The organism is Pseudarthrobacter sp. NIBRBAC000502771, from assembly GCF_006517215.1.
Taxonomy (GTDB): domain Bacteria; phylum Actinomycetota; class Actinomycetes; order Actinomycetales; family Micrococcaceae; genus Arthrobacter; species Arthrobacter niigatensis.
Window position 1 is genome coordinate 3,746,246 of sequence record NZ_CP041187.1, and the last position, 11,838, is coordinate 3,758,083.

At 66.6% G+C, this 11,838-nt stretch carries 9 protein-coding genes; 5 read left to right on the forward strand and 4 right to left on the reverse strand.

All coding sequences use genetic code 11. From position 1 onward, the window contains the following. Positions 1-32: 32 nt before the first annotated feature. The 4 genes from NIBR502771_RS17475 to NIBR502771_RS17490 all read right to left on the reverse strand — a co-directional run bounded on the left by NIBR502771_RS17475 (position 33) and on the right by NIBR502771_RS17490 (position 5,464). The gene (locus NIBR502771_RS17475) at positions 33-1,346 is read right to left on the reverse strand and encodes an RNA polymerase sigma factor (protein WP_141160810.1); all 1,314 of its coding nucleotides are present in this window, start codon (positions 1,344-1,346) and stop codon (positions 33-35) included. Positions 1,347-1,692: 346 nt separating this feature from the next. Next, positions 1,693-3,003 (reverse strand): DUF4192 family protein, encoded by a 1,311-nt coding sequence (locus NIBR502771_RS17480; RefSeq protein ID WP_141160811.1) that lies wholly within the window; start codon positions 3,001-3,003, stop codon positions 1,693-1,695. Between the two features lie 123 nt (positions 3,004-3,126). Then, positions 3,127-4,473 carry a nitrate/nitrite transporter gene (locus NIBR502771_RS17485; RefSeq protein ID WP_141160812.1) on the reverse strand — a complete coding sequence of 449 codons (1,347 nt, stop codon included), beginning with the start codon at positions 4,471-4,473 and terminating at the stop codon, positions 3,127-3,129. 52 nt (positions 4,474-4,525) lie between these two features. Then, on the reverse strand, positions 4,526-5,464 hold the full coding sequence (locus tag NIBR502771_RS17490; RefSeq protein ID WP_141160813.1) for a proteasome assembly chaperone family protein: 939 nt from the start codon (positions 5,462-5,464) through the stop codon (positions 4,526-4,528). A 256-nt stretch (positions 5,465-5,720) separates the two neighbouring features. Here NIBR502771_RS17490 and NIBR502771_RS17495 point away from each other — a divergent pair, with 256 nt between their 5' ends. From NIBR502771_RS17495 to NIBR502771_RS17515, 5 genes are all read left to right on the forward strand, one after another. Further along, positions 5,721-7,244: a leucyl aminopeptidase gene (locus NIBR502771_RS17495; RefSeq protein ID WP_141160814.1), complete on the forward strand. Its 1,524-nt coding sequence runs from the start codon at positions 5,721-5,723 to the stop codon at positions 7,242-7,244. Between the two features lie 253 nt (positions 7,245-7,497). After that, positions 7,498-8,880 carry a dihydrolipoyl dehydrogenase gene (gene lpdA / locus NIBR502771_RS17500; protein ID WP_141160815.1) on the forward strand — a complete coding sequence of 461 codons (1,383 nt, stop codon included), beginning with the start codon at positions 7,498-7,500 and terminating at the stop codon, positions 8,878-8,880. Positions 8,881-8,993: 113 nt separating this feature from the next. Further along, the gene (sucB, locus tag NIBR502771_RS17505; protein ID WP_141160816.1) at positions 8,994-10,712 is read left to right on the forward strand and encodes a 2-oxoglutarate dehydrogenase, E2 component, dihydrolipoamide succinyltransferase; all 1,719 of its coding nucleotides are present in this window, start codon (positions 8,994-8,996) and stop codon (positions 10,710-10,712) included. A gap of 149 nt (positions 10,713-10,861) precedes the next feature. Continuing rightward, positions 10,862-11,215: a hypothetical protein gene (locus tag NIBR502771_RS17510; RefSeq protein WP_141160817.1), complete on the forward strand. Its 354-nt coding sequence runs from the start codon at positions 10,862-10,864 to the stop codon at positions 11,213-11,215. Between the two features lie 134 nt (positions 11,216-11,349). Further along, positions 11,350-11,778 carry an OsmC family protein gene (locus tag NIBR502771_RS17515; protein ID WP_141160818.1) on the forward strand — a complete coding sequence of 143 codons (429 nt, stop codon included), beginning with the start codon at positions 11,350-11,352 and terminating at the stop codon, positions 11,776-11,778. Positions 11,779-11,838 lie beyond the last annotated feature (60 nt).

Genomic DNA, 11,838 nt, shown 5'->3' on the forward strand with positions numbered 1-11,838 from the left:
CCGGACGGCCCCTGCCTGGCCATTGCGGGGACTTAGTCCAGGTAGTCCCGCAGCACCTGCGACCTGGAGGGGTGGCGCAGCTTGGACATGGTCTTCGATTCGATCTGGCGGATCCGCTCGCGGGTCACGCCGTAGACCTTTCCGATTTCGTCTAAAGTCTTCGGCTGTCCGTCGGTCAGGCCGAAGCGCATGGCAACCACGCCGGCCTCGCGCTCGGAGAGGGTGTCCAGCACCGAGTGCAGCTGCTCCTGCAGGAGGGTGAAGCTCACGGCGTCGGCGGGGACAACGGCCTCGGAGTCCTCGATCAGGTCGCCGAACTCGGAGTCGCCATCCTCGCCCAGCGGGGTGTGCAGCGAGATCGGTTCACGGCCGTACTTCTGGACTTCGACAACCTTTTCAGGGGTCATGTCCAGTTCCAGTGCCAGTTCTTCGGGCGTGGGTTCGCGGCCCAGGTCCTGCAGCATCTGGCGCTGCACACGGGCGAGCTTGTTGATGACCTCGACCATGTGGACCGGAATACGGATGGTGCGGGCCTGGTCAGCCATGGCGCGGGTGATGGCCTGGCGGATCCACCACGTGGCGTACGTGGAGAACTTGAAACCCTTGGTGTAGTCGAACTTCTCGACAGCGCGGATCAGGCCCAGGTTGCCTTCCTGGATGAGGTCCAGGAACAGCATGCCGCGGCCGGTGTAGCGCTTGGCGAGCGAGACCACCAGGCGGAGGTTGGCCTCGAGCAGGTGGTTCTTGGCGCGCTTGCCGTCGTGGATGATGAATTCGAGTTCGCGCTTATACTTCGGGTCCATGGATCCGTCGTCCGCGGCGATCTTCTCCTCGGCAAACAGCCCGGCTTCGATCCGCAGTGCCAGGTCCACTTCCTGCTCCGCGTTGAGCAGTGCCACCTTGCCGATCTGCTTCAGGTAGTCCTTGACGGGGTCGGCCGTGGCACCGGCAGACATGACCTGCTGCACCGGGGCGTCGTCGTCGTCCGCGTCGGAGTAGACAAAGCCCTTGCCACTGCCGGCTGCACCCTTGACGGGATCGGCCTCGGTATCGGCATCCTCTACTGCGTCCGGCCCTTCGAGGACGTCGAGGTCTTCCTCGACTTCTTCGACCTCATCCGAGTCGGTGTCACCGGCGGACTTTCCCGCGGCCGCTGCTGCAGCCTTGGCGCCGGGCTTGGGCCCACGCTTCTTGGGCTCGCGCTTGCCGTCCGCTGCAGCCTCGCCTGCCGAAGCCTTGTTGGCAGCACGTGTGGCTGCCCGCTTGGCATTGGTCGCGGCCTGCTTCTCCTCAGGGGACAAGACATCCTGGGCGGCGGAATCCTTCTTCGTGGAAGACGGGGTCACAGAAAACCTTTCTAGCGGTGGTCTGTGGAATCACCATACGGGCAACACCACTATGACCCTGTCAAGTCCGTGATGAAAACCAAGCGCCACCACGGCCGGCAGAGTCACTTAAGACAACTCCCGGAGCGGCTGTAATGTTCCCTTGCGGGACCGCTTACAAGCACTCGGTACACGGACCCAACCGGGTCTCGGCATCCATTGTCTCATGATTTGCCCGGATCCGGCCTCTCCTGCCGCCATCCGTTACTCCTGCCCCGCATGGTGCCGCTGACAGTGCCGCCGCGCCGCGCGGCCGCGCGCCCCTTCCATGGGTGGATATCTCCGTGCCGGCAGGATACGGCTCCGCTCACTCCCCGGCCGGGACCTCCCGGAACTTCTGCCAGGCCGCGTCTTTCCGCGCAGCCCAGCCGCAAAGGGTTCCTCTGCCCACGAGGTCCAGCAGTAGTTCCGCCAGCCGGTAGCCCGGCTCAAGCTCAAGGGCCTGCCCCAGGTAGGCAGCCGAGTACGAGCCGCGGCCCCGGCACCACGAGACCCAGCCCCGAAGCGTCAGGGCTGCCGCGGCCGCAGGCCCGCCCAAGGCAGCCAACTGCCCAAGGACCCGGTCCAATGCTTCCAGGGCCTCCCAATCGGGAACCTCGGGTGCCATGCCCATAAGGACCTCTCCGTAGCCTGCGGGAACGGATTCGGCGCGTGCCCTTGTTCCCCGTGCGGGAAGCGGCACCCGTGGACGGAGCGCCGCGGGCCCTGCCGAAGCGGCCCCTGCCCGGCCTCCCCTCGGATTCCGGCGCGCACCTGCTGCCGGCGGCACCAGCGGCAACGGCACCACGGAGGCGTCAATGCCGTCGCCCGTCGGGTCCTCAAAGACACCAAAGTGGACGGCCCCGGCCGCCGCGGCGGTCCTGCCGGCGGCTGCCATCACCAGCACGGCATCACGCCAGGTGTGGCAGAGCAGGGTGGCCCTGAGGAAGGCGTCCCGCTCAACGTCCGGGATCCACGGCCCGGACCCGGTCCGCTCCAGCAGCATCTCCCAGAAGTCGAGCACGGCATTGAACTGCTGCCTGCTCCCGGAGAGCCTGCCAAGCTCTTCCTCCCAGCCGGCCTGCGCCTGAAGGACAGCTGCACGGTGGATGGCGGGGACGGCCGCTGCCGGCGGGCCTGCTGCCGGAGCCGGGCCGACGCTGCTGCCCCTGTACACCATTTCGGTGTTCAGCGTGCTGTCCCGGATCTGCTGCACCGGGCGCCCCGGAAGCGGGCAGCACGAAGGATCGGCGCACAGTGCGTCACGCCAGTACTTCTCCCCCACGAACCAGGCGTCCCGGACGGGCATCCCGGCCCGGCCCAGGACTGACTGCACCACCAGGACCAGGCGGTGGTACGCCGATGGCGGAGCCATCATCGCGTCGCTGGTGAAGACGGCCAGCAAGGAGCCGTCAGCCTCCTGGTCGGACTCCAGGTAACTCCGGACGGCGCCGGCAAAACCGGCGGGGTCTGCTTGGATATCCGGGCCCGGGAGGTCGAGCCGCAGGGTGGCGCCGAGTCTCGTGCCGTGGAGGGTGATGGCCACCAGGCTGGAGGCAGGCCAGTACCCCAGGGAATGTGGAATGAAACTGAGAATATCTTCCGGTCCGCGGACTGTTAATCGTTCTGAAGCTGTCATGGCTCCAGCCTTTGTCCGGACGCGGCACAGCGTAAGGGAGTCCCGGCCGTATGTGGACAAGTCCGGCCGCCCATGGACCCATGCTGGTCCAGCCCGCATCAAACGCGGCCTGTGCAGGAGCAGTCAGTCGTCGCTGGGCGTTGTCTGGCGGCGGCGCGCCAGGATTTCGCGGCGCTGGCGGGCCAGCGCGCTGCGCAGCGGCGGCACCACGATCCCCTGTGCCGCCATCTGGCGGCGCACCTTCCGCCGTGAGGCGAGGATGGCGGCGGCGCCGAAAGCAAGGACCAGGAACTGGACGCTCAGTGCCAGCCGGAAGGGGTCCAGGCCGTACAGCACCCCCTGGGAGAACCCGGAAGCGTAGAGGACGTCGAGCACCAGGCCGATCAGGAAGATCGACACCAGGGCCGCGATGAAGCCGCCAACGTTGACGATCCCGGTGGCGGTGCCGATCCGGTGCGCGGGATTGAAGGTCCGGGCGAAGTCGAAGCCGATCATGGACCCCGGGCCGCCAATCGCGAGCACCACCACCAGGCCGGCCAGCAGCCACAGCGGGGCACGGCCCGGCAGCAGCAGCACGGCGGCCCACGCAGCGGCGGTTCCCCCGGCTATCAGCAGCACCATGGTGGAACGGCGCAGCGGGTGCCGCGAAACGAAACGTCCAATGAAGGGGCCCACGGCCATGGCGGCCGCAACGTAGAGCGCCATCAGGGCGGCAACGGTTCCGGCATCCAGGCCCTGCCCGGAGATCAGGAACGGATAGCCCCAGGTCATGGCAAAGACTGTGCCCGAAAACTGGATGGTGAAATGGCTCCACATGCCCAGTCGGGTGCCGGGCTGGCGCCAGGCACGGGCAAGTGATGCCCCGGTGGCCCTGAGCCCCTGCCGGGCGTGCGGCCGTTCGCTGCCCGGCGGCGCGTCCTGCAGCATCAGGACGACAAGTACGACGGCGAGAGCGGACATTCCTGCCAGCATCAGGAAGGCCGGGGTCCATCCGGACAGGTGCAGCACCAGCGCGAAAGGCAGGACACTGAACAGCTGCCCCAGCTGCCCGGACATCCCTGTCAGCTGGGTGACCAAGGGCACGCGGGCGGGGGCGAACCACAGCGGAATGAGCCGGATCACGGAGATAAAGGTCATGGCGTCGCCGGCGCCCACGAGCACGCGGCCCAGGACTCCGCCGGGGATACTTTCGGCAAAGGCGAGCTGCAGCTGTCCGAGTCCCATCAGGACCGCACCGCCGGCGATCATGGCCCGCGATCCAAACCTGTCCACCAGCAGTCCCACGGGGATTTGGAGACCCGCGTAGACCAGCAGCTGCAGGACGGTAAAGAAGGAGATGGCAGAGGCGGTGGCGTGGAACCGCTCGGTCGCCTCCAGGCCCACCACACCAAACGATGTCCGCTGCGCCACGGCAACCAGGTACCCGAAAATTCCAATGGTCCAGATAAGCCAGGCGCGGGGTGCAGTCACTCCTTCATTATGCCCGGCCCGCGGGCGCCCCCGCGGATGCTGTGACGCCGCGCTACTGCCCGGGGTTCTCCCTGGCCAGGTAAGCCTCCACGGCGGCACCGAGGTCGTCGGCGTCGGGAAGCTCGTCGTTTTCGTTGGCCAGGAGCGAGCGCCGCACCATGCCGTCTGCCTTCTCGTCATAGCGGGTTTCGAGGCGGGACACCACCTGCTGGACCTCCTCGGAGGCCTCGATCTGCTCGGCGATTTGGCGGCTGACCTCGCGGCCCGATTCGCGGAGCCGGTCGGTAGGCAGCATGAGGGACGCCGCAGCGCCCAGGTATTCCAGGCCGGCGACGGCGGCGGTGGGGTATTCAGCTTCAGCCAGGTAGTGCGGGACGTGGATGACGTACCCGGCGACGTTGCGTCCGGCCTCCACGAGGCGCAGCTCCAGGATATGGCCGACGGCGGCAGGAACTTCGACGGTGGGCTTCCATACCGAAATGCCCTCGATCAGCTCAGGCCGGTTTCCGTGAACCGTCACGCCCACGGGCCGGGTGTGCGGCACGGGCATCGGAATGGAGTGGATCCAGGTGACCAGGTTGACGTCCAGCTTCTCCACGATGTTCACCACGGCACGGGCAAAACGTTCCCACTGCAGGTCCGGTTCGAAGCCGGCCAGGAGGAGGAACGGCTTCCCCAGCCCGTCCACCAGGCGGTAGAGGGCCAGCCGGGGCTCCTGGTAGTCCTCGATGTGGTCCTCAACGAAGCTCAGGTGCGGCCGCCGGGACCGGTAGTCAATCAACTGGTCCGCGTCGAAGACCGCGACCGGCTGGGCATCAAGGGAATCCAGCAGTTCCGCATTGATCTGCTTCACCACGTGGCCGGCGTCGGCAAACCCGGTGAAACCCATGACCAGGTTCAACCCCTGCAGGTCGGGGCTGTGGAACAGCTCGATGTTGCTGGCATAGAGCGCGTCGGGGTCCAGCAGGGAGCCGGAAATCCGTTCAAGCACGGCATGTTCCTTTCAGGGGTGCGGGTGGACATCATTCATAACGCTGCACGGGCACCCGGCATTCCTCGGGCCGGTGTGGCGCACCTCTCAGGAAATTCCCATGCTGCGCCGGGGAAGGGCTACGATCGGAACTGGCCTGCCAGCCGGGCCTGAACCCACCCCGTGACCGTCCGGAACGGCCGGATCCGGGCCATTATGGCAGCGCGCCCAACATGCATCCCTGCCCGAACGTTTCGAGAATTGAGGACTCATCCCTGTGGTCAAGAATACTGAAGTCAACCTTAGTACCGTCTCGCGGGACCTGAAGAAGAGCCCCAGCGACGCAGTGGTCATCGGGGTGGGGCAGGGAACTGACGGCCCCGTCCTGCTGGAGAACCCGCTGACGGCAAAGTCCGCAGAGGCACTCGCAGACTCACTTAAGGCACTCGGAGTGACCGGCGCTGCAGACCAGCTGGTCCGCCTGCCGGGCCTGCCCGAGACCGGTGCCGGCATCCTGGTCCTGGCCGGCGTCGGAAAGGTCCCCGCTGCGGGGGCGCTCACAGGTGAGGCACTTCGGAGGGCAGCGGGGTCGGCCGTGCGGCAGCTGGCCGGTTTGGCCACGGTCACCCTGGCATTCCCGACGGCGGGCGTCCAGGACGTGGCGGCGGTCGCCGAGGGTGCCGCGCTGGGCGCCTACTCCTTCACCGAGTTCCGGTCCTCAACGGACGGGCTCAAGGATCCGGTCCGCAACGCGATGATCTTCACCGAACTCGCTGGCAGCGCAGAGCTCGAAGCCGCCCTCAAGCGTGCCGGACTGGTTGCCAGGGCCGTGAACCAGACCCGCTCCCTGGTCAACACGCCGCCCAGCCATCTGTACCCGGAATCCTTCGCAGAGGCAGCCAAGGACCTGGCCAAGGGCCTGCCCGTGAAGGTCACCGTGTGGGATGAGAAGCGCCTGGAAAAGGAAGGCTTCGGCGGCATCATGGGCGTGGGCAAGGGCTCCACGCGCCAGCCCCGCCTGGTCAAGGTCGAGTACGCCCCCGCCAAGGCAACCGCAAAGATCGCGCTCGTTGGCAAGGGCATCACGTTCGACACCGGCGGGATCTCGCTCAAGCCGGCCCTGAACATGGGTGACATGAAGAGCGACATGGCAGGCGCCGCCGTCGTCCTCAACACCGTCCTGGCCCTCGCCGGACTGGGCCTGCCGGTTAAGGCCACCGCCTGGCTCTGCATTGCCGAGAACATGCCCGGCGGCGGCGCCTCACGCCCCGCCGACGTCCTGACCATGTACGGCGGCAAGACCGTGGAAGTCCTCAACACCGACGCCGAAGGCCGTCTGGTCATGGCCGACGGCATCGTCGCTGCCAGCCGCGAACTCCCCGACGCCATCATCGACGTGGCCACCCTGACCGGCGCGCAGCTGATCGCACTGGGCAACCGCACCGCCGGCGTCATGGGTTCGGACAGCGTCACCGGTGCGCTCAAGGAGGCGGCGGACCGTGCGGGCGAGCTGGTGTGGCCCATGCCCCTGCCGGAGGAACTGCGCCCCACGCTGGACTCCCAGGTGGCGGACCTGGCCAATATCGGCGAACGGCACGGCGGGATGATGACCGCAGCCGTGTTCCTGCGTGAGTTCGTGGGTAAGGACAAGGCAGGCGAACAGATCCCCTGGGCGCACATCGACATCGCGGGACCGTCCTTTAATAACGGGAGCCCGTACGGCTACACGCACAAGCAGGGCACCGGATGCACTGTCCGGACCCTGGTGGCCTACGTGGAGGACATCCTGGCCGCCGCCTGAGAACGGCTGCAGCCCCCGTGCCACGCGGCCCTGCGGCCAGGTGATTCCTGTGCCACAGAGCCGCGTGACACTGGACACAAGCGCTCCACAAACGCAGTGCCAAGGTGGAGCATGGATAGGTGGTTCGCTAAGGTGAACCACGGTAGTCACAAATGCAAGAGAGTTGCCCTGCTGACATAATCACGGCAGTGCAAGTTCCAAGACCAGATGATGCGCGCTGAACGCGTCATCGTTCACGCGAGGGAGCGTTTTAGTGGCCGATCAGGCAACTGCGCAAGAATTCGACATCCTGGTACTCGGTGGCGGCAGCGGCGGATACGCTGCGGCCCTGCGTGCGGTACAGCTCGGCCTCACCGTCGGCCTCGTGGAGAAGGGCAAGCTGGGCGGCACCTGCCTCCACAACGGCTGCATCCCCACCAAGGCCCTGCTGCACTCTGCAGAGCTCGCCGACCACGCCCGTGACTCCGCCAAGTACGGCGTGAACGTCACCTTGGACAGCATCGACATCAACGCTGTCAACGCGTACAAGGACGGCATCATCGCCGGCAAGTACAAGGGCCTGCAGGGACTCATCAAGTCCAAGGGCATCACCGTCATCGAGGGTGAAGGCAAGCTGCAGGGCACCGACACCGTCGTCGTGAACGGCACCGCCTACAAGGGCAAGAACATCGTCCTGGCAACCGGCTCCTACTCCCGCACCCTGCCCGGCCTGGAAATCGGCGGCAAGGTCATTACGTCGGACCAGGCCCTCACCATGGATTACATCCCCAAGAGCGCCATCATCCTGGGCGGCGGCGTCATCGGCGTCGAGTTCGCCTCGGTCTGGAAGTCGTTCGGCGTGGACGTCACCATCGTCGAAGGCCTCCCCTCCCTCGTTCCCAATGAGGACGCCACGATCGTGAAGAACTTCGAGCGTGCCTTCAAGAAGCGCGGCATCAAGTTCTCCACCGGCGTGTTCTTCCAGGGCGTCGAGCAGAACGACGACGGCGTCAAGGTCACCCTGGTGGACGGCAAGACGTTCGAAGCCGACCTGCTGCTGGTCGCCGTCGGCCGGGGCCCCGTCACCGCGAACCTCGGCTATGAGGAAGCGGGCATCACCATCGACCGCGGCTTCGTCATCACCGACGAGCGCCTCCACACCGGCGTCGGCAACGTCTACGCCGTCGGCGACATCGTCCCCGGCGTTCAGCTGGCACACCGCGGCTACCAGCAGGGCATCTTCGTGGCCGAGGAAATCGCCGGCCTGAAGCCGGTGGTCGTCGAGGACATCAACATCCCCAAGGTCACCTACTCCGAGCCCGAGATCGCCACCGTTGGCTACACCGAGAAGGCTGCCAAGGAGAAGTTCGGCGAAGACCAGGTCCAGACCCAGGAATACAACCTGGCCGGCAACGGCAAGAGCTCCATCCTGGGCACCTCCGGCCTGGTCAAGCTGGTCCGCCAGAAGGACGGCCCCGTCGTCGGCGTCCACATGATCGGTGCCCGCATGGGCGAGCAGGTGGGCGAAGCCCAGCTGATCGTGAACTGGGAAGCCTACCCTGAGGACGTGGCGCAGCTGCTGCACGCCCACCCCACCCAGAACGAAGCCCTTGGCGAAGCCCACCTGGCGCTGGCCGGCAAGCCGCTGCACGGCTAGTTCCCCCAGCATTACCAGGCCCGGTGCACCCGGCCGCGCAGGCCGGGTGCACTAGGCTTCCAACAAGGCAGCAATCATTCGCACTAAAGATCAATAAGGAGAACGGGGACGACATGTCTGAATCCGTTAACTTGCCCGCCCTCGGTGAGAGTGTCACCGAAGGAACCGTCACCCGCTGGCTCAAGCAGGTAGGTGACCGGGTAGAGGTGGACGAGCCGCTGCTCGAAGTCTCCACCGACAAAGTAGACACTGAAATCCCCTCTCCCGTAGCTGGCGTGATTGAAGAAATCCTGGTCGCTGAAGACGAGACCGCCGAGGTCGGCGCACCGCTGGTGCGCATCGGCGACGGCTCTGGCGGCGGTTCCGCCCCGGCCGAAGAAGCTCCCGCTGCCGCTCCGGCACAGGAGGCCCCGGCCCAGGAAGCACCCGCTGAAGCAGCACCTGCCCAGGAAGCGCCCGCCCAGGTCGCTCCGGCTGCCGGCGGCGAAAGCCATGAAGTGACGCTCCCCGCCCTCGGCGAGAGCGTCACCGAGGGCACCGTCACCCGCTGGCTCAAGGCCGTGGGCGACTCCGTCGAGGTCGACGAGCCCCTGCTCGAGGTCTCCACCGACAAGGTAGACACCGAGATCCCCTCGCCGGTTGCCGGCACGCTGCAGGAAATCCGGGTCAACGAGGACGAGACCGCCGAGGTTGGTTCCGTGCTGGCCGTCATCGGCTCGGGTGCCCCCGCTGCCGCCGCCCCGCAGGCTGCACCCGCGGCTCCCCAGCAGGAAGCCACCAAGCAGGAAGCCCCCAAGCAGGAAGCTCCCGCTCCGGCCGCAGCACCGGCCCCCGCCGCAGCTCCCGCTCCCGCCCCGCAGGCTGCACCCGCAGCCCAGGAAGCCGCCCCGGCCGCAGGTTCGGAATCCGGCTACGTCACTCCCCTGGTCCGGAAGCTGGCAAACCAGCACGGTGTGGACATCGCTTCACTGTCCGGCACCGGTGTTGGCGGCCGCATCCGCAAGCAGGATGTCATGGCCGCCGCTGAAGCCAAGGCTGCCCCGGCAGCGGCTCCGGCAGCCGCCCCTGCCGCTTCCGCCCCGGCCGCGTCGGCTGCAGCTGCCTCGTCGCTGCGCGGAACCACCCAGAAGGCTCCCCGCATCCGCCAGGTCATCGCCCGCCGCATGCGCGAATCCCTCGAGGTCTCCACCCAGCTCACCCAGGTGCACGAAGTGGACATGACCAAGGTGGCCAAGCTGCGCGCCCGCGCCAAGAACTCGTTCCAGGCCCAGAACGGCGTCAAGCTGACCTTCCTCCCCTTCATCGCCAAGGCAGTGGCCGAGGCCCTCAAGCAGCACCCCAAGCTCAACGCTGCGTACGACGAGGACAAGCAGGAAATCACCTACCACAACGCCGAGCACCTGGCCATCGCCGTCGACACCGACAAGGGCCTGCTGGTTCCGGTCATCGCCGACGCCGGCAACCTGAACCTCGCCGGACTGGCAGGCAAAATTGCGGACGTTGCCTCGCGAACCCGCGACGGAAAGATCGGTCCGGATGAACTGTCCGGTGGCACGTTCAGCATCACCAACATCGGTTCGGTTGGCGCACTGTTCGACACCCCGATCATCAACCAGCCGCAGGTAGGGATCCTGGGTGCCGGCGCGATCGTCAAGCGTGCCGTTGTGGTTGCCGACGAAAACGGTGACGACTCGATCGCCATCCGCTCCATGATGTACCTGTCCCTGACGTACGACCACCGCCTGGTGGACGGCGCGGACGCGGGCCGGTTCCTCCAGACGCTGAAGGCACGCCTCGAAGAAGGCGCCTTCGAAGCGGACCTGGGGCTGTAACAGCCAGCCACGAGCAGCGGCGGCGGGTGCCAAACGGTGGGATATCCACCGGAGGCACCCGCCGCCGTCGTTGTTTAATGGGCACCCAGGCGTGGGTGGCCAGCGTGGCTTTGCTACAGGCGGTAGAACTGACTGGCTAAGCTGGAGCCATGACTATCCTCTTTAACATCCTGGTTTTCCTGCACGTCGTGGGCGCGGCCATGATCGTGGGCTACTGGATCGCCACGATGCGGACCCCTACCGTGCACCCGCGCCAGCGTGACGGCGCCTTCCTTCAGCTTCTTACCGGCATCGCCATGATGGGCATCCTTCCGTTCCTGCCGGACAAGGACCCGAACTACGCCAAGCTGGGCATCAAGTTCGTCATTGCCATCGTCGTTGCAGTCCTCGCCATCATCGGCACCCGCAAGGTCAAGAAGGGTGAGCCTGTGTCCACCGGCCTCGCCCACGGCGTAGGCGGCCTGGCCCTGGTCAACATCGCCATCGCCACCATCTGGCAGTAAAGCCCGTCCGGGGACCGGTCATAATCCTCTGAGAGCGGACAATCCGTGCACCGCAGGGGCCGGATCCCTAGGATGGGAAACGGTGGGCCCGGCCTTGCTGCCGGACCCGGACCGAATCGACGTTGAGGAGAGACATGGCTACAACACGCAATGCCCACACCGTATGGACCGGAAGCCTGACCGAAGGCTCGGGCAACACCACCCTGGACAGCTCGGGCCTGGGCACCTTCGATGTCACCTGGAAGGCGCGCACGGAGGCTGCCGGCGGAAAGACCAGCCCGGAAGAGCTGATCGCAGCGGCCCACTCGGCCTGTTTCTCCATGGCCTTCAGCCACGAACTCAGCCAGGCGGGCTTCACTCCGGAAGAGGTCAACACCAAATCGGAGGTCGGCTTCCAGCCCGGAACCGGTATCACCGGCAGCCACCTGACCCTCAACGCCCGCATCCCCGGCATCTCGGAAGAAGACTTCCAGCGCATTGCCGAGGCCGCCAAGAAGGGTTGCCCGGTGTCCCAGGCCCTGGCCGGCATCGAGATCACCCTCGACGCCACGCTGAAGTCCTAGGTTCCGCACCCCGCACAACGCAAAGGCCCTGCCCTTCCGGACATCCGGAAGGGCAGGGCC